The 24,213-nt window shown below is 35.3% G+C and carries 26 protein-coding genes; 10 read left to right on the top strand and 16 right to left on the bottom strand.

Going from position 1 to position 24,213, the window contains the following annotated elements; all coding sequences use genetic code 11:
* Nucleotides 1-57: 57 nt before the first annotated feature.
* The 4 genes from C5F50_RS05095 (at nucleotide 58) to C5F50_RS05080 (ending at nucleotide 3,949) form a co-directional block, all read left to right on the top strand.
* Nucleotides 58-1,467 carry a serpin family protein gene (locus tag C5F50_RS05095; RefSeq protein ID WP_179372584.1) on the top strand — a complete coding sequence of 470 codons (1,410 nt, stop codon included), beginning with the start codon at nucleotides 58-60 and terminating at the stop codon, nucleotides 1,465-1,467.
* A gap of 6 nt (nucleotides 1,468-1,473) precedes the next feature.
* The gene (locus C5F50_RS05090; protein WP_179372583.1) at nucleotides 1,474-1,752 is read left to right on the top strand and encodes a hypothetical protein; all 279 of its coding nucleotides are present in this window, start codon (nucleotides 1,474-1,476) and stop codon (nucleotides 1,750-1,752) included.
* 241 nt (nucleotides 1,753-1,993) lie between these two features.
* Nucleotides 1,994-3,184 (top strand): hypothetical protein, encoded by a 1,191-nt coding sequence (locus C5F50_RS05085; protein WP_246282159.1) that lies wholly within the window; start codon nucleotides 1,994-1,996, stop codon nucleotides 3,182-3,184.
* 3 nt (nucleotides 3,185-3,187) lie between these two features.
* Complete coding sequence (locus C5F50_RS05080) at nucleotides 3,188-3,949, top strand: hypothetical protein (RefSeq protein WP_179372582.1); 762 nt, start codon at nucleotides 3,188-3,190, stop codon at nucleotides 3,947-3,949.
* A 96-nt stretch (nucleotides 3,950-4,045) separates the two neighbouring features.
* Here the strand turns inward: C5F50_RS05080 and C5F50_RS05075 are convergent, their stop codons facing one another.
* From C5F50_RS05075 to C5F50_RS13380, 13 genes are all read right to left on the bottom strand, one after another.
* Complete coding sequence (locus C5F50_RS05075; RefSeq protein WP_179372581.1) at nucleotides 4,046-4,459, bottom strand: hypothetical protein; 414 nt, start codon at nucleotides 4,457-4,459, stop codon at nucleotides 4,046-4,048.
* Nucleotides 4,460-4,554: 95 nt separating this feature from the next.
* Nucleotides 4,555-7,362, bottom strand: coding sequence for a hypothetical protein (locus C5F50_RS05070; RefSeq protein WP_179372580.1), 2,808 nt, complete (start codon nucleotides 7,360-7,362; stop codon nucleotides 4,555-4,557).
* A 6-nt stretch (nucleotides 7,363-7,368) separates the two neighbouring features.
* A complete protein-coding gene (locus C5F50_RS05065) occupies nucleotides 7,369-8,508 on the bottom strand; it encodes a hypothetical protein (protein WP_179372579.1) in 1,140 nt (379 codons plus the stop codon).
* Nucleotides 8,509-8,533: 25 nt separating this feature from the next.
* Entirely contained in the window at nucleotides 8,534-9,565 is a 1,032-nt protein-coding gene (locus C5F50_RS05060) for a hypothetical protein (protein WP_179372578.1), read from the bottom strand.
* Nucleotides 9,566-9,643: 78 nt separating this feature from the next.
* The gene (locus C5F50_RS05055; RefSeq protein WP_179372577.1) at nucleotides 9,644-10,384 is read right to left on the bottom strand and encodes a hypothetical protein; all 741 of its coding nucleotides are present in this window, start codon (nucleotides 10,382-10,384) and stop codon (nucleotides 9,644-9,646) included.
* A gap of 68 nt (nucleotides 10,385-10,452) precedes the next feature.
* Entirely contained in the window at nucleotides 10,453-11,223 is a 771-nt protein-coding gene (locus C5F50_RS05050; protein WP_179372576.1) for a hypothetical protein, read from the bottom strand.
* Nucleotides 11,224-11,314: 91 nt separating this feature from the next.
* Nucleotides 11,315-11,548 carry a hypothetical protein gene (locus tag C5F50_RS05045; protein ID WP_179372575.1) on the bottom strand — a complete coding sequence of 78 codons (234 nt, stop codon included), beginning with the start codon at nucleotides 11,546-11,548 and terminating at the stop codon, nucleotides 11,315-11,317.
* 71 nt (nucleotides 11,549-11,619) lie between these two features.
* Nucleotides 11,620-11,958: a hypothetical protein gene (locus C5F50_RS05040; RefSeq protein ID WP_179372574.1), complete on the bottom strand. Its 339-nt coding sequence runs from the start codon at nucleotides 11,956-11,958 to the stop codon at nucleotides 11,620-11,622.
* A 3-nt stretch (nucleotides 11,959-11,961) separates the two neighbouring features.
* Entirely contained in the window at nucleotides 11,962-12,258 is a 297-nt protein-coding gene (locus C5F50_RS05035) for a hypothetical protein (RefSeq protein ID WP_179372573.1), read from the bottom strand.
* An 8-nt stretch (nucleotides 12,259-12,266) separates the two neighbouring features.
* Entirely contained in the window at nucleotides 12,267-13,277 is a 1,011-nt protein-coding gene (locus C5F50_RS05030; protein WP_179372572.1) for a hypothetical protein, read from the bottom strand.
* Between the two features lie 310 nt (nucleotides 13,278-13,587).
* Nucleotides 13,588-14,286, bottom strand: a complete 699-nt coding sequence (locus C5F50_RS05025; protein ID WP_179372922.1) for a phosphoglycolate phosphatase — start codon at nucleotides 14,284-14,286, stop codon at nucleotides 13,588-13,590.
* A gap of 52 nt (nucleotides 14,287-14,338) precedes the next feature.
* Nucleotides 14,339-14,539: a hypothetical protein gene (locus C5F50_RS05020; protein WP_179372571.1), complete on the bottom strand. Its 201-nt coding sequence runs from the start codon at nucleotides 14,537-14,539 to the stop codon at nucleotides 14,339-14,341.
* A complete protein-coding gene (locus C5F50_RS13380; RefSeq protein ID WP_425340052.1) occupies nucleotides 14,514-14,756 on the bottom strand; it encodes a zinc ribbon domain-containing protein in 243 nt (80 codons plus the stop codon). The genes C5F50_RS05020 and C5F50_RS13380 overlap by 26 nt, the downstream gene beginning before the upstream one ends.
* A gap of 292 nt (nucleotides 14,757-15,048) precedes the next feature.
* On the opposite strand from C5F50_RS13380, the gene C5F50_RS05010 reads away from it, so the two are divergent.
* The 4 genes from C5F50_RS05010 to C5F50_RS04995 all read left to right on the top strand — a co-directional run bounded on the left by C5F50_RS05010 (nucleotide 15,049) and on the right by C5F50_RS04995 (nucleotide 17,451).
* Nucleotides 15,049-15,276, top strand: a complete 228-nt coding sequence (locus tag C5F50_RS05010) for a DUF504 domain-containing protein (RefSeq protein ID WP_179372570.1) — start codon at nucleotides 15,049-15,051, stop codon at nucleotides 15,274-15,276.
* Between the two features lie 2 nt (nucleotides 15,277-15,278).
* Nucleotides 15,279-16,382 carry an OBG GTPase family GTP-binding protein gene (locus C5F50_RS05005; RefSeq protein WP_179372569.1) on the top strand — a complete coding sequence of 368 codons (1,104 nt, stop codon included), beginning with the start codon at nucleotides 15,279-15,281 and terminating at the stop codon, nucleotides 16,380-16,382.
* Nucleotides 16,383-16,683: 301 nt separating this feature from the next.
* Complete coding sequence (locus C5F50_RS05000; protein WP_179372568.1) at nucleotides 16,684-17,013, top strand: histone; 330 nt, start codon at nucleotides 16,684-16,686, stop codon at nucleotides 17,011-17,013.
* A gap of 207 nt (nucleotides 17,014-17,220) precedes the next feature.
* Nucleotides 17,221-17,451, top strand: coding sequence for a hypothetical protein (locus tag C5F50_RS04995; protein ID WP_179372567.1), 231 nt, complete (start codon nucleotides 17,221-17,223; stop codon nucleotides 17,449-17,451).
* Nucleotides 17,452-17,614: 163 nt separating this feature from the next.
* Here C5F50_RS04995 and C5F50_RS04990 read toward each other — a convergent pair whose 3' ends face one another.
* A complete protein-coding gene (locus C5F50_RS04990; RefSeq protein WP_179372566.1) occupies nucleotides 17,615-19,237 on the bottom strand; it encodes a collagen-like protein in 1,623 nt (540 codons plus the stop codon).
* Between the two features lie 121 nt (nucleotides 19,238-19,358).
* Here C5F50_RS04990 and C5F50_RS04985 point away from each other — a divergent pair, with 121 nt between their 5' ends.
* Nucleotides 19,359-20,501 carry a tetratricopeptide repeat protein gene (locus C5F50_RS04985; RefSeq protein ID WP_179372565.1) on the top strand — a complete coding sequence of 381 codons (1,143 nt, stop codon included), beginning with the start codon at nucleotides 19,359-19,361 and terminating at the stop codon, nucleotides 20,499-20,501.
* On the opposite strand, the gene C5F50_RS04980 is transcribed toward C5F50_RS04985, so the two are convergent.
* Together C5F50_RS04980 and C5F50_RS04975 are read right to left on the bottom strand one after the other, a co-directional pair.
* Complete coding sequence (locus C5F50_RS04980) at nucleotides 20,477-21,274, bottom strand: sulfurtransferase (RefSeq protein ID WP_179372564.1); 798 nt, start codon at nucleotides 21,272-21,274, stop codon at nucleotides 20,477-20,479. The two genes, C5F50_RS04985 and C5F50_RS04980, sit on opposite strands and share 25 nt — an antisense overlap.
* Nucleotides 21,271-23,079, bottom strand: a complete 1,809-nt coding sequence (locus tag C5F50_RS04975) for a nitrite/sulfite reductase (RefSeq protein ID WP_179372563.1) — start codon at nucleotides 23,077-23,079, stop codon at nucleotides 21,271-21,273. Before C5F50_RS04975 ends, C5F50_RS04980 begins: the two co-directional genes overlap by 4 nt.
* Before the next feature lie 181 nt (nucleotides 23,080-23,260).
* Between C5F50_RS04975 and C5F50_RS04970 the strand changes: the two genes are divergently transcribed.
* Entirely contained in the window at nucleotides 23,261-24,079 is an 819-nt protein-coding gene (locus C5F50_RS04970) for a sulfide-dependent adenosine diphosphate thiazole synthase (RefSeq protein ID WP_179372562.1), read from the top strand.
* Nucleotides 24,080-24,213: the final 134 nt, after the last annotated feature.

Here is a 24,213-nt window from a genome sequence, read left to right as displayed (position 1 = left end):
ACACTTTATGAGGCGTCCTAAAAGACCATGATCATGATATACGTATTTGGAGTTATCTTGTTGATTGTTTTTGGCACTGTTGGCATTCAGGAATCCTTTGCAGAAAACAATTCTCAGTACAATCTGTTAGAGAAGGATACTGATGATCCTCCATTAAAGCAATCCAACTTGGGAATTCCAATATTTGAAATACAATGCAAAGTTAATCTTGTCTTAATCCAAAAACACGACGGTTCTCCTGCCTGTGTTACTTTACAAACAAAAGAAAAACTGATTGAAAGAGGATGGGCCGACAATCCTGTAAAACTAAACACAACAATAAAACCAATCAAAACTATTCCTTCTGACTCTGCACTTGCCAAAAAAATAACAGAGTCAAACAACCAATTCACACTTGATTTTTACAGGCAAATATCAAAAGAGAAAAACGAAAATGTATTTTTCTCATCTCCTAGCATCTCTACTGCATTTTCAATACTGTATGAAGGTGCAAAAGGCGACACTGCAGCAGAGATACAAGATGTATTCGGATTTCCGACAGACGACAATGAAAGGCAAGTTGGATTCATGTCTTTTATCAACATGATGAATCAAAAAAACAATGATGAGAACACAGTACAAATGTCAAATGCATTGTGGCTTGCAAACGGTTTTACACCTTTGCCGAAATATACAGACACTGCAAAGACATACTATGACAGTTCGATTGACACTGTAAACTTTGCAACAGATGAGGGACGACTTGAGATAAATGATTGGGTAAAGTCAAAAACACAAAACAGAATAGAGGAACTTCTTGTACCTGGCTCCACCACATCTTTGACAAAAATGGTAATAACAAATACAATCTACTTCAAGGGGGCATGGGAATATCCATTTGATCTGGAAAATACCTATGATGGTGACTTTGCAGTAGACTCCACAAAAACTGTGACAGCTCCGATGATGACTTATGAGCATAAAATGAACCTTAACCATACATCTACAGAACAGATGCAGATGCTTCAGATGCCATACAAGGGAAACTCTTTTTCAATGCTAATTATTTTGCCACATGATGCAGAAGATATGCCGTCAGTTGAGGATTCAATCACATTGGATAATTTAGAACTCTGGAAGAGTCAATTCAGAGATTTTAGAGGAACCATACATATCCCAAAATTTACGCTTGATACGGAATATGATTTGAAAGAAACACTGCCTGACATGGGGATAACTTCGGTGTTCGGTCCGGCCGATCTTAGTGGCATAACTGGCTACAAGGGGTTGTTTGTATCAAAGGCAGTTCACAAGGCATTTGTAGAAGTAAATGAGATTGGAACAGAGGCTGCAACTGCCACTGCAATTAACACTGATGAGTCAGGAGGGCGACTGTTCAAAGCAGACCATCCTTTCATATTTCTAATCCAGGATAACATGACAAATGATATTCTGTTCATTGGAAAAGTAATGGACCCTACAAAATAAGAGAAAATGAAAACTAGGGTTCAAACCCGAAAAAATCCACACAACCAAATCTATTGGGGTTTGATACGGGGTTTTGATCTAAAATACAGTTTTCCGATTATCACAACGGATATCCAGAATAACAAATTGGCAATTATTTTGATTATGATGTCTGGGAGGATGTATGATATTTTTGACAAAAAACCCAACATACCACTAAACGATATCGACATTGGTGGCACAATCACGCTTTCAACTATAAAATTAAACAAAAAGAGGCCTGATTCATGTACCATAGAATTATGAATGCTGAATGCCACTGATATGATGATTCCATACAGTGGTAATGCAATTAACAAGATATAAAATAATTTTAATTTCATAATAAAAAAAGAAAATGATTGTTGATAAACCCCTTTGTAGTTTAATTTTTGATGATTTAATTCATAAGTGTGGACCTGTATGGATTTGAACCAATCATTAGAACACTTTATGAGCTTCCAATTATTTTGTTAGTCATATTATGAAGTATTTTATAATTTTTCTGGTGTTGATTTCTCTTGTTTCTTTTACTGCAAGTAATTCTGTTTATGGATTGTCTTGTGGAGGAGTAAATACGATTCAATCTTTTGCAGAATCAGATGTTGTTTTTGCAGGCCAAGTACTATCAAAAGAATATGTTCCTAGTGAACGTAGCTCATCTAATGGTAAAAATGATGCAATAACACAATTTTCAATAATAGAGAACTTCAAAGGAATCTCACAAGAAACCATTTCAATAATATCTTCAGAGTGGCTCTGGGGTTATAATTTCACAAAGAATTTAGAATATGTTGTTTTTGCATATGATGACGGACAAAATTTAAGACCTCAAACATGCACACCAACCTCTCTTTTGGAACACGCAGAAATTGAGCAAATAAGGCAAGTTGCTTATGATTATATCATCTCTCCACTAAAACAGTTCAAGTCAGGAATTCCAATCGATGAAATACAATGCAAGGAATCGTTAACTCTAGTTGCAAGATATGATGGCTCTCCTGTATGCGTAAATCCTGAAACCAAAGAAAAATTACTTGAGCGCGGATGGGCAATTCTGACCCCAAAAGAAAGACTGTATGACATTGAGACAATTCTAAACAATGAAGATTGTGTGGAATTTGGACGATGGCTTGATGAGCATGCAGATGGAAGCTTTAATGAAAATCTCTTGATTTTTGATTTACCAGTTTCATATGAAATCTCAGGACGAATCTATGATTCAATTCCTGACTGCATTAGTGATCAAAGTGGATTTTTCAATCTTAACACCAAACACATTATTGATTTTGAAAAATTAGAAAAACCCAAAGCATTGCTTTTACCAAAACCAAATCCAATAGAAGAAAAATATCGAGAACGTTATACCGTTGAGATAGTCGGACTCAAAGATGAATATAAGTTGGGTGAAGAATATTCTTTTTCTTTTGTAATATCCGGCTATGGTCATGAGTGTGCAGGAATTAATGTAAGTTATCCTGGTGAGGATGGAAAACTACAAGGATGGGGACAAGAGCCTCTTTGCGACCCTTATCTTATAATGCATGATTTTGAAATCAATTCTACTGATCGTCATAAACTCTTTGGAAATATTACAATAAAAAATCCTGGAACATACACTGTTACTGTAATATTTGAACAACCAAACAAGTATTTTCCAACAACAGCAAGTAAAGAGTTTCATGTAGTGGAGAAATAGAAAATGAAGATTAGACTATTGATAATAATTGCAATTGTGATATTTAGTTCTTACATCTTTTTTTCACTATATTCTTTTGATGAAAGTAGACCTTTTGAAATACCAAAACTACAATGTGGGAAAAAATACATTCAAAGAGGAGCTGAATGTCATTTAGATCCAACACTTATAGACAAAAATACCATCATCATTTATGATGTAACTGACAATAGTGGAACTAGGATGACTATTGCACCTTGGTCTCTTGTAATAAATTTAGAAGAAAATGACACTGTTACTTGGGTTAACAAAGGTGCTTTTACTGTATCAGTTCGGGATTTTACAAAAGAACAATATGGAGCCGAGTATGCCAAAAATGTAATAAACAAAGATCAACACTCATGGAAAACAGCTGAATTTGGTCCTCAATTGCAAGAATCTATCCAGTTCAATAATACTGATATCTATTTCTATAGAATTGATGCAGCAAATGACGTGGAGATGGGCGATATTGTAGTTTTATCAAAGGAGACAAACTCACTGCCAGTACATATCAAAGCCAAAATGGCTCAATCAATAATAACTAGCAATTTTGATATTCTTCCTGAATTAGTTAGTGTTGGAAGCGGAGGTGCGCCAGGAACTGGAGTATCTATAGGAATTCTTGAAAGTGAATTAGAAAAACATGATGACGCACAATCATACTATTATGAATACTTTAAAAACATGATTCCATTTGATGTGCCAATAACAATAGAGTTTCATGGACCAATTACGTTTGATTAAAGATTTGTTCAAATGGTGTTAAAGTAATAGATTGATACAGTCATTTTTAATAAAATAAGTTCAAATCCATACAAGTTTGACTATGATGTGGGAATCCTAGGGGGTTTGGTCATTGCAGTTAAAGTCACTGACCTGCATTGGCACAGTAATTGGTGATGATTTGAAAGAGTCTTCACATTTAAGGTAAAAATGATCTCGGTCATCATTGATTATCCATATGTGTAAACGTGGAGAATTAGTTAAATTTGAAACTGTGTAATCTAAATATTTTCCAACATATCCCAAATCTTGTGTTAAGATGGTGTCAGGATATTTTTGCTTGTATGCAATAACAATTGGATACAAGTCGTATTTTTCTGCCCACTGACTGTCAGGTATTTGAGCAAATGTGATTATCCAATATGCTTTTGACCATACAACATTACCGTTATTTCCAAGCGCATCATAAATTAAAAAAGAACTTACAAGGATAATCAAAATTAGGAAAATAATTGACAATATATTTTTCAAACTGACTGATACCTTTTCATGTAAAATAATAGGGGTTTTGGATTTTTATTCTTTTTTGATCTTAAACTTAGTTCAAATCCCAATAAGTTTGAACTCTATTTTATTTCAAACATAACATCATCATTCCATGCATGATTTTCCCCTACAAATTTAGCTATCATTTTGTGTTGTCTTGGCTCTAGTCTTTGTTCATCATCAAAATTTTGAAAAGTCATCTGATTCCAATAAAATGGTCTCACCAAAAGTGTTTTTGAATTAGGCTCCAATATGAAAGGTTCGTCTGATTCATATCTTGCATTAATCCCGTAAAGATTTTCATAGTATCCTACAGGCTGAGCTTTTATCACTTTGATCAATATTTGATCTGGAATAAATGTCAGTGTATCAGTACTGTTGTTCACCAGATATGTCTTGATCTCTACAATGTCATCCTCAAAGAATTCATTTTTGTTCAATTCAATCTCCATCCAAGTGTTGTCCGGTTGTGAAATTCCACCGATGGCCATGTTGGTACCCGAGCCAAACGTACGAATAGACCAATTGGAATTGCCTATGTTTATTGTAGGACATATTGTATTACTGCAATGAAGACCCGCATTATTTCCATTTGCGTATCCGATGACACGGACATCATAGATGCCAGCATTTGCATCGTCACTGGCTTGTATGAACAAGGTTGCAGTGGCATTACTTCGTTCAGGAATTATTAGAGTTTCAGGTTCAATCCATACATCCATGCCAGAATCTTTTGCACTCTGAACTGCACTAAGATCTATCTGGGCAGAGGTTCCATACGTTGCCCATGCATCAACCTGAATTGTATAGTTCAGATTTCCTCCACTCTCCAAACTAACAGGTTGTAGAGGAATGTCAACTAGTTTCATTTTCACGTCTGGAGTTCTGGTTTGATCAAATGTTGAAAATACAAGAAGGTAGTAATTCTCTTTCCACTGTATAGCAGTGTAAATCCAATTTTCTTCAATTATCCACTCTAGCTGTGAAAAAAGATAGTTTGCCTGTTTTTCGTTTAGAGTTACAGAAAAAGTGTCAGAATCATGTGCAGGGATATTTAATGGATTTGTTTTATCTAGGGATATCCCTCTAGGCAATGCACACAAATCAGTTTTATTCTTACAACCATCGACCCCTACAAACAACTTGTTCAAAATTGAGCCATGTTGGATTTCTCCTAAATGATGAATTGTCAACCTGTCTGTTATTCTGGATTTGTCTATCCTACTTGATTCAATCATGATGTATTTTTTCCAGCCAACTGTGTTTTCACTATTTTTATTGTTCCACCCTCTCTCAATTAATTTTGGAATTGTTTGTTCTCTTACACATGCAGGAAAACCGTTGTACTTTTGAACCAACACCAAATCATCATTACAGTGGATCACTTTAGAATCAATTCCATCTTTGAATTGTTTTAATGGAGGTCTGTCTTCCCAAGGTGTCGGATATACAGTTTTGTCAGGAGAAAAACTTCCTCCAGGAGTTCTATAGGGAACAGTGTCAGTTGATGAATCATTGTTAGAGAGTATTCCAGTGTAATATGATGGGATGCATGGATGATCTGGAACAAATTCCAAAGTAGGACCTCCACGACCTATGGGTTCTCCAGGTAACGTGGATAATGGAATTCTGTCTCTTGCACTGCAATTAATTGTAGTCTCTACTGTGTATGGAGATATTTCATAAGAATTTTCAATTTTTTTCAGATAGATTAATGCATCTTGTCCCACAGGAAAAAGAAATTTTGAATCATAATCAAACACGGTAATCATATCAGATGCTGATTCTCCTTTGAAGAATTTGTTAATTTTAATGTCAAATGCAGTCACATTTTCTGAAACACCACGGATTGAGAATATGTTTCCATCCAGAATCAGATCCTTGTCATTCCATAGATACATCGGGTCAGATATTGAAGGTGGCATCCGAATTTTGGAAAGGGAATCAATTTGTGCAATCACTGTAAATTCGGTTATATCAAAATTTGAGCCGGATGCGGATTTAATGCTCCAAGTGCCTTCTGTAGCATTTTGTGGGATTGTGAATGATTCAGATAATCTACCGTTTTGGTCAGTAGTTGCAAGAATTTTCTCGATGACATTGCCAAGAGGTCCCATTATGGATATTTGTAATTTTATCATTGGTCCTGATTCTACTGATATCAAAACTGTTTCTCCTGAAGAGTATTTGGCAGAGTCAGTACTGACATCAATTTGACCTGTTGATGGTTGTAATCCCACAGTAAATGTGGCAATTGCCTTATCATTATGGTCAGTAACCTCAACGGCATACACACCCGGCTTGTATCCATCCAGATCAAGAGTAAAGTTGCATTTACCTTCTGGCGTCAGCGTAATTATGTAGATATTTGTTTTTTCATTATTATGATCTAGCACATTTATCTGAATACCAGTGTTTGGTTCTCCTGCAACCAAAAACGATGCATCGTCTACTTTGTATTCATAATTTACATATGAAGATTTTATTGAAATTATTGATTGCGGGGTTTCATCAACTCCGATGAAAATAACTTGTTGTTGTTGAGATGGTTTTGCAGTTACAAAAATACTCCAAGTTCCTTGTAGTGCATCATCTGGTATGTGAAATCTTGCCTGAGTGTAACCAAATTTGTCTGTACCGTCAACAACATCTGCAAAAACTTCCTGCCCTTTTGGATTTATTACAAGCACTTCAAATGAAGTATCATTTTGTATTGTTTTGACATTGAGTACAAATGTTTCTCCTTGGGTAAATTCTAACTTGTTTGTAGAAATCACAAAACTAGAATCATATTTGCAGTCCAAAAAACTAGGCAAGCCTTGAGCAGAATTTATAGGAACTAAAAATATACCTGCAATTCCAATAATTATCAATAGTCTACTTTTCATTTTATTTCACAATCCCTTGACAAACAACTCCATACTCATCGGAGGGGATAAAGCAGTGGGATTGTTAACGGATTCCCAAACAAATACAGTTGCATAGTATTTGCCTTCTTTTAATGGAATCCAAGTGGTTCCTAAATTTATTTTCTGAAAAGAGGTAAGATTTCCAGTAAGCCAAGATAAAGACTCTACCTGATTTTGACTGTTTTGTATTTGAACCAAATATGCAAACGGTTGAACTCTATCCATATGATTTTCCAGATCAGACACTAGTCTAATTTGTTGATCTACTGAAATTAAATTATCATCTATTGGTATTTTTTCTACATCTAGCACCATAAAGTTTGATGCTGGCGCTCTCTCCATTGGAGGCCCTCGCTTTCCAACAATTAATGCAGTGGCGTTTAACTTGTAGATATCAGATTCCATATATTCGGGGAGCGTGGTATCTGCATACATCGCAGTTGCAGTATCCCCATTACTCACAAAAAGCACACCTCTTGAAAAATGGTATTTGTTAGAAAAGATTACATCTCCTTCAAAGATGTTGGTGTTCATTCCTGTCTCTGTGAGTATAATCGTAGTTTTGTGCGGTGAACTGTCAGACCATGCCTTTACTCTGAGAAAGTCTATTGCATTGTTAAACTGATTAACGTCAGGATCAATTACCTGAATTGTTCCAACATCATCTTCAAGCCCGCGGTATGATGCCTCCTTCCAGATAATTTTGCCTAGATTTTTCGCACCATATTCTGGTTCTTTTATCACAGCATCAGACGATGTGGTTTTTGCAACTCTTGCCTTTACAAAAAATTCTGTTACGTCCTCCCATAACGTACCAAGCCTTTTAATCTCTAATGAAAAATGGCCTACTCCATCAGGATATGTCGATTCAATTAAAATTGGTTTGCCAAGTTTGTCTTCGATAATTATTGTAACAAGCGGGGCCCTTGGAGGAGGAAAATCCCCCACAGTACCCGTAATTATCAAGTCCGTATTGTTTGGAGTTTGAATTTTTACTGGGATTTCTTCTGCAAATGCCATACTTCCCATCCCAATCAAAACTAGAAAAATTACAAAATACTTCATAATATGACTAAGAATTATAGGATGTTCATAAATTGTTCTAATCTTTGGTTTAAACCCCAATAGATTTGAATTTGGTCTTTATTTTCTAATCATGTCCAGAAGCAATTTCTTCCCAAGAAATTCCAATGTTCCATACATCATAATCAGTCAAAAATCCCCATTCAGTAACAAAACTTGCACATTCGAGATCTCTGAACACGTTAGTTTCTCTTAGTTCGTATTTCAAACCAAATTCAGAGTCAAGATCTTTTCCAGTTTGCATAATTTTATCAAACCATTCTGCGCATCTCGTATCCCTTAATACTTTAGAAGCTGGTTGTGTGTAATCATAACCTTGTTTTTCTGACTGTTTCTCAGGAACATAATGTGAACTAAAGTAGAATTGTCCTGCATGTTTACTTTCCTCATCTATTACTTCTTTATCCACTATATTGTATAACAACAGTTGGTAATTCCCCTTAGACAGTATGATAGGTTCTCCATGATCCGTCAATTCTGCTCTGTATGAGGGTAATCTGTACGCATCTTGTTTGTTTGCAGAACATATATTCTCATAAAGCCTCTCAGCAATAACAGGCCTTTTTCCTTCATGTTGTTTTATTACTACTTTGAATGACAAGCACTCATCATATCCCCGGTATTCTACTGCAATTGGTATCTCTTTTGAAAAATTTGTTTTGAGCATGTCAATATTGTAGTAAGTAGGATACATCAACCAGCTTGCAGTTTCAATGTCGTTTGTCAAGTGTGCCCATTCTTTGTAAATATATTCGCATCCAGAATCACGGAATTCTTTATTTCCTGCTAGAACGGTGTCAAACCCTACAGGTTCACAAACAGGTTCACCAGGAGGAGGATTGCAACATGCACAGGGTTTGTCTTTGAATTCTTGATGAATCCTGTCAAACAATTCTGCGCATTGTTGGGAAGAGAAGTTAGTTGTTAAAGACTGATCATATGTTGAGTATCGTTCATCATTGTTACTCAGAAACGTTTCTTCAAACTGTTCATCATTTAGAAAATATTCAGCTATATGACCTTGGGAAGGACCCAAAACAAAGAAAATCGTTGACAGTATGACGGCAATTATAATTATTAGGAAAACCCTAGTCTTCAAAACAACATTACAAGAAACGTTTGTCATATAACGATTGATGAAATTTGGATTTTAGCAAATCCATACAGGTTTGAACTGTTAAATTCTATGGGTCATACCCCAACCCCGCTTAATCAATTCAGCAAATGTTGACTGTGTAACACAAACAGGTATTGGAAATTCTGTAGGCTTTAGCATCAAATGGTGATCTTCTTTGCATACAATTTCGTTAAACAGAATTCCAGATTTGAATTGTTTTAATGGAGAAGGATATTCTATGTCAATCAAGTCAAATCTTGGATCGTCTTTTCCTATTTTGTTCATGAATTCAGCCATACATGGATCATAAACAATTTTGACATTATTTTGCAGTAACATATCAGTCCAATTTTCTCCCCACCATGAATCGGGTTGCACTCTTCCCATGATTGCAGCATCTATGATGGTGTATTCATCCGATGTAGAAAACGGCAATGTCAAGTCATAATATTGTGCATATATTGTGTCTCCTTCAAATGCCCGTATTCTTTGACTGGCAGCCTCATCAGTTACTCTGAAAAATATGGATGCTTCAAAAACTCCAGTGTTTGTTCCCGTCTCAGTTGCCATTGGGGTTCTTTTTTCTAAATCTCTGTCAGACCAAACAGATATCTGAACAGTTTCTATTTTTTCTGAGTCGGTATTTGCATCCGGATCTATTACTCTGGCAGTTCCAATCTGTGTTGGTGAATAACACCTATCAGGTAACTCTATCTGTCCTGGAGTGAAATTTTGTGGTTGGGCAAATGCTAAAGGTGCAGATATAATGACAAAAGAAAATAGAATTCCAACATATTTCATTTATCCAAAACACCAAAACAGACACTCATAAAGTGTTCTAATGAATAGTTCAAATCCTTTACGGTTTGCTAATTATGATCAGGATACGGTGAGTAAGGTGGAGGTAATTCCACCCAATTTCTCTTTTCTAGTACATCCTTAGTTTCAGGTGTTATGCAAATTGGTTTACCGCTGTCTCTTTTTTGAGCAAATACCAACTCCTCTTTACACTTTATTTTGTCTAAAGTAATTCCTGATTTGATTTGTTTTAGTGGAGAAAGAAGGTATGAAAATGGAGAAACATGTTTTCCATTGCAAGCATTTTCTCCCATCTGTTCTGGATAATTTACCCCGATTATGTTAATTTGAGAAGTATTGTCTGAGAATGGAATTATTAAAAGTCGTAGTTTTTCAGATGCAATATCAGAGTGCTTTGTTTCTTTTGAATCCAGTAACACAATGAAGGTATCATCTCTGTCACTGCCAATTTGTGAATCAACTATCTGTCGTGGCAGTGCTAATGTTAGCCATCCTTGTTTTGCAGTAGGTTCAATATCTAAAATCAATTCTACATCGTTACAATCCATGCTCATTTTAGAAATAGTGCCATTTGAAATCATGTAGGGTATGTCATATCTATAATGTTCAGCAATTACTGAATATTTTTCAAATCTTGGATTTGAATAGTAAAAGTCAACATATGATGGTGGAAAAACATACTCCCCTGTTTCATCAATGATCATTGTATTGGGTGGAAGTTTATCTCCCAAGTATTGTCCATATGCAATCCAAGGTGGTCCCAAGACAAGAGAGAATCCAATTAAAACCAAAAACCCAAACAAAAATACAAAATGTTTCATAATATGATTAAATCAATAATGAGATATTCATAAAGTGTTCTAATCCATCATAGCAAATCCATACAGGTTTGAACCATTACTGTATCTGGGTTTATTGGAATATACATGAAATGTGAATCAAACCTACATCCAAACAAGTTAAATCACCAGCTTCGGTTATCTGAGATTCACATTCGGGTGTAACATTCCATGAAATTTTAGTACCTCCAACATGTTCACAAATATCAAAAATACCATCACAATAATTTCCATTCTCATTCCATTGACCACCATTCATTTTACAAACTATGTCTGCATCAACTTGAGGATATGAAAAATAATTCATCCATAAATCAGGAATTGTGGTGGCAAGTAAGAGGAGAGAAAATTATGAACACACTCAAGATAATCAAAAGTCTACTTTTCATTTTCAAACTCACACGCAAATTTACAATAATCAAGACATCCAAGTGGCAGTACCAAAGACCATGGATTAAACACATTATATGAGCCACAAGTAGTGGCACATGTCGGAGTTCCTCCAGCATCAATACACATCAAATCAGGATCCGATATTCCATTATGCTGCAATTCACAGATGTTGTTAACCCAATCCCAATTTCCATTTAATTTTTCACACTTGTTATTGGTCTCAAATTTATCTAGATGAAATATCAGAAAAATATCTGGAAAAAACAGAGATACAGGAATCCAAATAATCAAAATCAGAATAATTATTTTGTATCTGGCTTTCATTTTCTAACCCATTAAGATTCGTTTTTCATAAATAAAATTCACACATTTCTCAAAAGATTCTTGAGATACTTCGGCAGGTAACGCTATTTCTTCAATCAAGTATGTCCCATCAAATTCTTCATCAAATAGACTTGAATGTTTGTAAAGATGATCAAGTATTAGTTTGTCACAACCAATACGAAATAATTCTTTTTGATCACACCAATCTTTACAATAAGGCATGTCATCATATGCCGCCCACATTGTAATTCCAATGAAAATTACAATGATTCCAATTATTGTCAAGAGTCTAGTCTTCATTTTCTATATCACCAATCTTCATAATCATATACAACAACACTCCATCCCCTATCAGATAGTCTATCCGATGTTTGTTCACTGACACAAACTGGGGTTTCAAATTCTTGCGGTTTTAACAACAAATGCAGATCATCATCACATTGAACTTGCCATGGTTCAACTCCATATTGCAATTGTTCATAGGGGGAGATGTTTTTTTCAAATACCAAGAGTTTTGTGATTTGGTGTGAGGGGGTAAGACCTGTAATTATTCCAATCTCTGGCCATCCTTCCCTTGAAAAAGTCTCCATGACGGTAAATTGTTTGTCAATTACATCTTGCGGTGTTCGAACAGTCTTGATTGACATCGTCTCTGCTACGTCATCTGGAAATTCAAACAAAACAGGTGTACGCATTCCCATTATTCCCATTCCAGGATAAACGATTCTATCTTCACGTTTATCATAGAAATGAAATTTAATTCCAGATAACTCAAAGACTGTCTCATCATGTGTGAGATTAGATAAAGATGATCTGATTGTTTTACTCAGATATTGTTTGCCATCAATGATTGTATATTCCAGACCATCTACAAAAATCATATTAAAATCAAACGTACTTGTAATTTCATTGTTTATTTTGTTCTGACAATTGGCAAGAATATTCTTATTCATGATGGATAAATCATCAGAAGATTTGTCCATGATCAGTTCTATCATAGTATTTTGGTTGACTGAAAATTCATATTCTTTGAAACATTCTTCATCCTTTGTCAAAAATTCTTTGGGATCTTCATTTACTCTGTTTATCAATAATGTGGGAAAATAATCATTGGGTAAAAAATGAGTTTTTGGAATCTCCACTGTTAAAACTCCACTGTCTTTTATTTCAAATATTACTGTATTAGAACCAAAATCCACTACAGCATTTCTTAGATAGCCGTCTATGTCATAATCAATAATGTAAGCTATTGGTAGGTCACCAAGATAATCAAAAAGATACAGCGGAGTTTCTCCTGTATACTCTGAAGCAAATGCCATCCCTGTAACTCCTATCAAGGACAACAAAATCACAAAATATTTCATAATATGACTAACAGAATAACGAGATGTTCATAAAGTGTTCTAATGAATGATTCAAATTCTAATAGATTAATTACTTGATTCAGATTTTTCATTTTACTGATAGGGCTTGAATGATGTGATTTTATTATTGACAAAGTCAGGACTTGAGAAAAGAAATCTTAATGAACAAGCATTCACTAGATTAAAGAGGAATGATCAAAAAATAGTTTCAAAAGAACTGTTTTTGTAAGGGAAATATCATCAGAGTGTTTTTACGAACAAGTTTTCACTGTTGATTCAAATCGGTAAAGGCAAGTTTATCTAATGCCTCAATTACCCCATCTCCTGCATTAGCAGATACAGTCATCGTAGCCTCAGATTTGACTAGATTAGAAGCATTTCCAAGTGCAATGCTTGTTTTAGCCACTTTGAATAAAGGAATATCTGTTGCGCTATCACCAATTGCTATAACATCATCTCTTAAAATAGAATATTTTTCCATGATTTTTGAAAACCCCGTACCCTTGTTAATTCCTGAAGAATTAATGTGAAACGCATATTGACTATCAGATAATTCCACATTAATGTTATTTTTAGAGAGTATTTTTCTAGCAGCATCTAAATCAAATGTTCTTTCTAAAACAACTTCAGTCATTCTAGGAAAAACAAGTTTTTCTTTAACATCATCAACATTGTTTTTGATTATTTCTAATGCAGTTTTACATTCTTCAATATTTCCCAACAAAACATGATCATTTGAATCAAGAGTGATACATCCACCATTCTCACCAACGGCGATTTTTGTTGTTCCTCCAAACACTGAAAGCAAATATCCTTCTATAGATGATCTGCCAGTGACAAAAATCACATCATGGCCCATATTGGTCAAACGTCTTAGTGCGTCTAGAGCATCCAAATGAATTCTACCCCCACCATTTTCAGTAATCGTGCCATCAATATCCACTGCAAAGGTCTTCTTTTTCACAAAATTGGTTTTTTGAACCGAATAATATTTGCTACCCAACATACGCCACTCACTAAAGATTTGCAGGCTCTACGGTTACCATCATTGTTGACATTGCCGTTTTACAGTGCCTTGGGCACAATGGGGTATCAGTGTTACCCTTGCACAAATCACTTTCTTTGTATAACTGACTCTTGCTTTTAATCCTTGCAGGATCTATGAGACAATGCGATACTGGATTTCCAATATTAAACGATACAATTGACATCTGCATAGTAGGTGTGTCTGTGGACACATTGAAAATTTTTTTTATTACTATTCCCTAGAGACCCGCATCCACTGCAAGTCTGACTTGTATATACTGGTACGACACAGGCAACCTCTATTCCCTGCTTTTTGGCCTTGCACTGTACAAATTGCTGAATCTGGTAGTATGACCAAGAGTTCAGAGAATATCTAAATGAGCGAGAATGCTTTTTGTTTTTTCTAATTCCCCTTTTTCTGAAACCATGCTCAATCGAAAAGAATCACCCAATGAAATCTCCGAATCGGACAAAATTACCTCAAAGTAGGGTGGGGATCTAGTTATTCATTTGAAAGGTATTTTCCCGGCAAAATAAAAATTGTCAAACTAAAATAAAGAATGATGAAAAATGCAATTATCGAATAAATGAAAATTTTTCTCACACAATCTAAAAATCAACCACTGTTAAAAAATGATAAGCAAGAGTACTAATCAAAAATTCAAAGACATCTTATTAGAAGAGAAATAAAATTGAAAACATGGTAAAGAAGGGGGCAATAGAAGAAATATTCAGTAAAGCACTGTTTGCAGATGAACCAAAATCATATAGAATTTACTATAGAGATTTTCACAAAATTAAAGAATCATCATTGCCAGAATTTTTAATTCAATCAAATAATTTTCAAACTATCCCAATAAGCAGAATTAAGAAAATTAAGAAAAGTAATACGATTTTATTTGAAAAGAATGTAACAAATGATGAATAGTATTGGGGATTCCTGAAAAAATTAAAGCCATTCAAGATGAGATGGCAAAAACTCAGATTAACAAAGCTACAGAACATCATATTGGTCTACTAAAAGCAAAGATTGCAAAGCTGAAAAGAGAGCAAGAAGCAGACATTACTAAAAAATCTGGAATGAAGCAAGATGGGTTTGATGTTAGGAGAAGTGGAGATGCAACAGTGGTGTTTATTGGATTACCAAGTGTTGGAAAATCAACACTGCTAAACAAAATGACAGGGGCAAAATCAGCAGTTGGAGCTTTTCAATTTACTACACTTACAGTTGTTCCAGGTATGATGGAATACAGAGGGGCAAAAATCCAAGTATTAGACCTCCCAGGAATTATCAAAGGAGCATCTACAGGAAAGGGGTTAGGAAAGAGAATTTTATCTGTTGCAAGAACAGCAGATCTTGTGTTATTGGTATTGGATGTGTTTCAGCCATTTCATGAAGATGTGCTAGTCAATGAATTAGGAAACATAGGAATTAGACTCAATCAATTACCGCCAAATATTACAATAGAAAAAGCATCAATGGGCGGAATTGCAATTGCACAGCAAGTAAAACTAACAAAAATCACAGAGAAACATCTCAAAGATATTTTACATCTTTATGGTATAGTTAGCGCACGTGTTGTAGTAAGAGAAGATCTAACATCAGAACAACTAGCAGATCATATTGCAGGAAATATCAGTTATTCAAAAGCACTTACTATTTTGAATAAAATTGATTTAGTTGACAAAGAATTTCTAACAGATTTAAAGACAAAAATAAAATCAGATGTGATAGAGGTATCAGCAAACTCAGATATCAATATTGATTTACTTCAAGAAAAGATCTATGAGAAATTAAAATTCATCAGAATCTACATGAGGCCAAAAGGCGGAGAAACAGATTTCAAAGAACCATTAATTGCAAGAGAAGGAGATACTGTTGAAGATATTTGTAACAAGCTACATCGTAGATTAAAAAGAGAATTCAGATATGGTTTGGTATGGGGCAAAAGTGTAAAATTTGGCGGACAGAGAGTGGGTTTGAATCATATTTTATTAGACGAAGATGTTTTGACAATTATTAAAAGACGTTGAGTTTATTTTTAAAAATACAAAATCAGATCAACAAAGGATGAAGAAATAATTTATTTTTAATAACAAAATAAAATAAAAAATATTTTTTTCATGCAGAATTGTCAACATACAAGCGTAAAATAGAGTAGAAATATAAGAAATGCAATTAATTTGAAGACAGATATTTCCCAATAGAAAATATTTTTGAAAATTTAACGATCAATAAAATTTTTGGCGATAAAATTACTTGACAAATTGTAATCAAATTGTGTAAATTTGTTTAGTTTAACCACTGAAAAACAATGAAAATGTCGATTTGTTAATGGCTACAAAAAGAAAAGCTGCAAGTAAAGCAAAACGTACTGTTAAGAAAGCAGTAAAAAGAACTGCAGCTAAAGCAAAACGTACTGTTAAGAAAGCAGCTCCAAAGAGAAAAACTGCAGCTAAAGCAAAACGTACTGTTAAGAAAGCAGTAAAAAGAACTGCAGCTAAAGCAAAACGTACTGTTAAGAAAGCAGCTCCAAAGAGAAAAACTGCAAGTAAAGCAAAACGTACTGTTAAGAAAGCAGCTCCAAAGAGAAAAACTGCAAGTAAAGCAAAACGTACTGTTAAGAAAGCAGCTCCAAAGAGAAAAACTGCAAAAAGACGATAATCGCGTCAAACTAACAATCGTCATATAGAGACGAATTGTTTTCCATTTTTCTAAATTGATTAGTGAAAACTATACACGAGTTTTCAAACATTGTTTTGATTAGCAATTCTAATTAAGCCTCATAATATCATAAATTCATGCCTGCAAAGGATAAAGTTAATCTGAAAACTCAAACCATATTTTGAATCATTCAAATTATGGATATGTATGCAGCATATCACATTAAAAATTGAGAAAATAGATTCTTATCATTATTTTGACAGTCGTAGTTCCAGTAACAATCATAGATTCGGTTATTTTTGCAAGCGAGAGGAGTTGACTGAAGAATTTTCAAATCTTTTGATATTTTATTATGGAGTTGACAATAACGAGTTTATTTTCTCTGTTGCAGTTCAAATTGGAATAGTGTTAGTTGCAGTTTTCATGATAAGACGTTGATCAAAACAATGGAATTCAAGTTTTGAAAATACTGCTAGTGATTAATTATGAAACGCAAATGTCCAATAGGTACAACTTGGTATGAAACATCAAAATGTCGATTCATTAAACACCAATTACATATTTTGGTTCCTGAATAAAGTAGAATTTTTGAAAAAAATTATCAATAAAGATAACTCATCAATTTAATTTGTTCTTCAGTAGAGATTACATTTTTGTTTGTTAAAATTTCTAACAAATCTTTGAATAGTGCTTTTTGTTCAGACGACATTCCGCCTGATGGTCCTTTTTCTCCTGGTGGTCCCGGTGGTCCTCTTGGACCTGCAGGACCGACTGGGCCTTGACCTCCTACTGGGCCTTGTTCTCCAATCGGTCCTATTGGACCAGTAGGGCCACGTTCACCTTGTGGACCTTGGATTCCTTGTGGACCTTGTGGACCTTTTTCTCCAGAAGGGCCTGTAGTTCCACGTTCACCTTGTGATCCTTGCGGACCTTGTGGACCTTTTTCTCCAGTAGAACCTATTGGACCAGTAGGACCTTTTTCTCCAATTGGTCCGGGTGGACCAGTAGGTCCTTTCTCACCTTGTGGACCTGGCACTCCTGTCAGACCTTTAGCTCCGGCAGGACCTTGCGGACCTTGTGGACCTTTTTCTCCAATTGGTCCTTCAACACCACGATTACCTTTTTCTCCAATCGGTCCGGGTGGACCAGTGGGTCCTTTGTCACCTAGTGGACCTGTTGAACCAGTTAATCCTTTGTCACCATGTGGGCCAGGTGGGCCAATGGGTCCTTTGTCACCGAGTGGACCTGATGGACCTTTTTCTCCAATTGGTCCAGATGGACCTTGAAGACCTTTTTCTCCTTGTACACCAGATAAACCAGTAGGGCCTTTTTCTCCTGGTGGTCCAGTAGGACCAGTTAATCCTTTGTCACCAGGAGGTCCTTGTTGACCCTTGTCACCTTTTTCTCCAGGCGATCCTCTTAATCCAGAAAGTCCTTTGTCACCAGGAGATCCAGTTGGACCTGTTTCTCCCTTGTCACCGAGTGGACCTTTTAATCCAGTTGCTCCTTTGTCACCGAGTGGACCAGTTGAACCTTTTTCTCCTTTGTCGCCAGGAGGCCCCACAATTCCTTTGTCACCTTTGTCACCTTTGTCACCTGTTGATCCTTTGTCGCCAGTTGCTCCTTTGTCACCAGAAATACCCTTGTCACCTTGAGGACCTTTGTCACCAGTTGCTCCTTTGTCACCAGAAGGTCCTGGTGGACCATCAGGTCCTTTATTTCCAATAGGTCCAGGTGGTCCAGGAGGTCCTAGTGGACCTTTGTCACCAATAGGCCCTGGTGGACCAGTGGGCCCTTTGTCACCAGGAAAATTTGTAGAACGTGTAGATTTTACAGTTGGTTTTGAGGGTTGTTCGGTTTTTTGATTTTCAGAAATTGTTTTAGTTTCAGTTCGAGTTTCAGTTGGCATTTGTGTTGAGGATTTTTTCAATGGAACATCAAATACAGAATGTAATGAAGAAAACAGATCAGTTACAACGATCCAAATAGTGTCAAGCGTTTCAATTGACGATGGAAGTGGATTATCAGGAGAGCCGATTTTCTCAGAAAATATGCCATCTTTTACTCTTAGGTGAAAGTTTCCACGCCACAAAGCAGAGAATTGTTTGGTACGGATTGCATCATCAGAGGGCTTGTTATCAGCAATCGAAATTTGAACTTCATAGACTCCTGATTGTTTAAAAGGCGCCTGTCCTTGAATTTCGATTCGAGATTGAGATGACACATTCGTTTGTGTATATTTCAAGTATTTCTGTATTTAGATGCTTGAATCCATACAGACATAGAAACAGGATTAGGCTCAATTAAGGATGGTATTTATCTAGATAAAATGCCAATTTGAGCTAGTGAAGAAACCTTTCGGGAAAAAATCAAAGGAAATAGAAGAATCCAAAGTAAAAAAGGATAAAGTCGAAGAGACAAGCCTAGTTGATTCAGACTATAATCGCAAGAAGTTGTTTAAAAAAGGAATCAATTTGATGGCAGACGAAAAATTAGAAGATGCAGTAGTTGTATTTGAACAAGCATTACGAATTGAACCAGATAACATAGAAACATTGATGAAATTAGGATATGCAAGATTCCATCTAGAAGATCATGGAGAAGCACTAAAAGTATATGATAAAATTCTGGAAATAGATGTTACAAATCCAGAAGCTTGGAATCTAAAAGGACTAGTACATTATGAGCAAAAAAATTTTTCAAAAGCATTAGATTCAGTCGATAAAGCAATTGAATCAGATCCAACATATGCAATGGCATGGTACAACAAAGCTTGTTTCTTGTCATTACTTAATCAAGTACCAGAATCATTGGAAGCCTTGAAACGTTCCATTGAGATTGATGTAAAAAATGCAAGAAGATCAATTCGAGACAAAGATTTTGCGAATGTTAGAATTGAGGAAGGATTCAAAAGAATTCAAGAGGTTGTAGTTTTAGAATCAGTCAGACAAGGGTATCACACATTGGGTTCAATTGTATGGACAACATTTCTAGATAAGGCAGATGCAGAAACTGCTTTGAGAAAATTATTAGAAAAAGGATTAATTGTGCAAAATGAAAAACGTGACGGTCTAAGTAAAATTCCAATTTATGATCTTGCACCAAATGTTGCAGAAAAAATGGGAAAAGAAAAGAAAGGATTGTTTGGAATTACAAGAAAGACTTTGCCAAAACCAGTAAAGAATTTGAAAGAACTAAGTCATGCAATTCAATCAGTTAGAGAAGCAATAGAAGAAGAAGACATTGAAAAGACAATAGATACTTTTGACATATTCATAAACCCTGCAAAATCAGGCGAACAAATGATAGAGAATTTCTTTGATGAACACAGAGAAATAAGATTATGGAAAATTAGACTAAATGATAGAGGCGAAGATTATCTAATTGAAAATAAAGAAAAAATGTTAGTTCTATTTGATAACATTGAAGTAACAATTACTAAAAAGCTTAGAAATGAAATTAATTATTCTGCAGATAAATCCCAGTAACTTGCATCTTCTTGTTTTTCTGTAGGTTTTTGAAGACTTTTCCATTCCTTAAATGAGCGAACATATAATTTTGCATTAGGTAGACCCACTGATTTTAGTGCATAATATGCCAACCCAGAAAGAGTACCTACACTTCCACAATAAGTAATGATTTCTGAATCCCCAGTAATTCCTCGATTATCAAGTAGTCGTTTCATATCCTCTTTTGAGCGTAAAATATTGTCATTGCTAGCAAGAGTCCTATAAGGAAGACTAATCGCTCCAGGAATATGTTGTTCAAGAAAATTTAGTCGTTCGCGATTATCAATTAGTATGACATCATCTCTGGTTTTTGCATTTTCCAGATAATCAGATGTTGCTAAAATCTCAGGTCGCAAGTGCATAGAGTGCACTTTGCTTTGTATTTCAGGAGTTTGTGAATCATTTTCCAAACCAAGGGATTTCCAATGACTATAAGTGGTTTCAAGTAATGTTACATTTGAATGTCCAAGATATTCCAAGGTCCAGGCAACTCTTGATGCTAATGCACCAAATGTATCATCATAGACTACAACAGGGGTCTCATCATCAATTCCCATAGAGTTTACGAGTTTTAAAACACGTTCAGGACTATCGTCAGACAAAAGATTTGCTAGGGGCAAATTAACTGCAGAGGGGATGTGATCTTGTTTGTAATCATTCTCACGTCTAACATCAATAACTCGAACGCTTTTGTCACGTATTTCTGAACGTAGTGAATCAACATCAGTCGTGATTTTACCAGATTCTGTCAAGCAGCACATTCACCCTTTCCAGTTTTTGTGTGATAACTCGTATCACTACCATAATCAAGATAGAAATCAGGATCTTCTTCTTTTGTTGGAGGAATAATTAGTGGTTCTAAGATTTTTTTGATATCGTTGATTGATTTTATATCATAATCCTCATTACCATTTACAACTCTATGAATCCATGATTTGAGAGTGTCACCAGGTTTCTTTTTTTCTTTAAACAGGTCAATGATTTTCAAAATAACAGGGATAACTCGTTTTGCTGGAACTCTAAGGCATATTTCTCCAAGCATCGTATCACCATCAGAACGACCTCCTAAGGACATCTGATAATTTGGATACATGTCTTTTCCAACACGTGCACCCCCTCCAAAGAAACCAATTGTTGCAATACCATGTTGCCCACACGAATTCGGACAACCACTTATTTTAATTGAGGAATCACTAAGATCATCATCTTCATCGAGTTTTAATTCTAGGAATTTTCTCTGTATTTCTTTTGCTAATCTATGAGAGTTTGTCAAGGCAAGATTGCACGAGGTAGTTCCAGAACATCCAATAGGAGCAGTCATAGTCAATGCACCAGATTTTGCCAGTCCTACCTCAAGCAATTTGGAATATAATCGCGGCAAATCATCTTCTAACACATAACGCAATGCAACATTTTGCACAAATCCACAACGAGCCTTGCCTTCTGAAGAAAAGTAACGAATAAGATCACCTAATGCATTTAGTTGATTTGCAGTAATATCACCCGCTTCAAGAGTGATAAATGCAGAACGGTAATCAGATTGTTTTTGCTTTACAGTGTTGTTTTTTAGCCATCTTGCATAGCCATCAGGAATTGAACTGCCACTTTCATCTGTAATTCTAATTGGTCGTTTTATTTCATTAGGTGTTGTGTCAACATCAAGTTGTGTTACAATAGATTGAGTGGCCCTAACAATTGCTCTTTCTTTGAATACAAGATTTTGGAATTTCTCCCAGCCCATATCGTTTACTAGATAACGCATTCTATTTCTTGCAAGATTTTTTCTATCGCCAAGTCTATCAAATATTCTAATTACAGCAATCGAAGTGTAGAGTAAATCTTCTTCAGGAGTAAATTCTTCTAATTGATGTCCAACATATGATTTGTTACCCAATCCACCACCAAGGAATATTTTGAAACCCCTTTGAGAAGAGCCATCAATTTCTCTAATTTGTGGGATTAGTCCAACATCAACCATTCTTACCATTCCATGTTTCTCACAACAAGTGAAATTGAATTTAAATTTGCGTGGAAGGTTTTGAGCCATTGGATTTCTTAAAAAGAATCGTGCAGTTGCAAGTGCATACGGAGTGGAATCAAATTCTTCATCAGGACAAACACCAGATAATGGACTACACATAACATTACGTATAGAATTACCACATGCTTCTCTGGATGTTAGGCCAACTTCAGCAAGACCTCTAAAAATCTCAGATACATCTTCAAGAATAACCCAATGCAATTGAATATTTTCTCTAGTTGAAAAATGTGCACTGCCAATAGAATACTGTTCACTTAATTGAGATATTTTTTCAAATTGATGTGGATAAATTTCTCCTGCAGGTAGTTTGATTCTAACCATTGCGTAATCACCAGTCATTCGGGTACCATATGCACCATGTTGGAGTCTAAATCGCCTAAAGCTATCAGCATCATACTTGCCTTGGCGGAACAGCTTTACTGTTTTAGCAAAATTATCAGCCTCTTCAGTTCTAGCCCAATTAATTTTAGGTTTGATAGAATCAGGAAATGATTGTTTAAAATTGGATATTGTCAATATAAAGAAATTCCATTTAGTTTGGTTATAAATTTTTGATATAGGGATGTTTTAGTAGGAAAAATTTTGAGAGTATACATAATTTTCCTACTTTTCTATAATTCATAGTAATAGAATTAGTTATACCTAATTTTTTAAAAATGTGGGAAAGTATTAATTGTTCAGAGAATCAAAACACGACATGCAAGAAGCAACAGTAGCAGAGCAATCTAACAAAATATTTACCGATGTACGTGAAGTTGAAATTACACGTGCAATTGCAAATGAATTTCATGACGTGTTAATTGACAGAGCAGATTCAGACGTTATTATCATAGGAGCAGGTCCTGCAGGATTAACAGCAAGTAGAGAACTTTCAAACATGGGTTTCAAAGTTCTCGTAATTGAACAAAACAACTACCTTGGTGGAGGTTATTGGTTAGGTGGATATATGATGAATCCAGTGACAGTTAGAGAACCTGCACAGAAATTTTGGGATGAGTTAGGAGTACCATACAAAAAAGTGGCAGATGGTTTGTATCTAACTCCAGGACCTCATGCAGTATCAAAATTAATTGCAGCAGCATGCGATGCAGGAGTGAAATTCCTTCAACTAACAAAATTTGACGACCTAGTATTGAAAAATGGCAGAGTAGTAGGGATTGTTGTTAATTGGATGCCAGTTTCAGCATTACCACGAAACATTACATGTGTAGATCCAGTTGCACTAGAAGCAAAAATAATTATCGATGCATCAGGTCATGATTCAGTTGCTGTAAAAAGACTAGTAGATAGAGGATTAGCAAAATGGAAAGGAATGGAGCCAATGCATGTCAATGATGGGGAAGAACACGTAGTTCACAAAACAGGAGAAGTTTATCCAGGATTAATTGCAGCAGGAATGTCAGTTACTGAAACACATGGATTAGCAAGAATGGGCCCAACATTTGGTTCTATGTTATACTCTGGAAAAAAGGCAGCTGAGATAACAGCGGCAAAAATCAAAGAGTTAGAAAGATAGTAAAATAATTTTCTAAATGGTTAGTTTCTTAATACTTGAATTCAACTCAGGCAGGTTTAGAATGTGTTTATGGATTATTTTGGCACCAAATAAGCATGAATATACTAGAAATATTTAGCTAGTACAATAAAGTA

This window comes from Nitrosopumilus ureiphilus (assembly GCF_013407185.1).
Lineage (GTDB): Archaea > Thermoproteota > Nitrososphaeria > Nitrososphaerales > Nitrosopumilaceae > Nitrosopumilus > Nitrosopumilus ureiphilus.
This window is presented reverse-complemented; position numbering and strand designations above follow the sequence as displayed.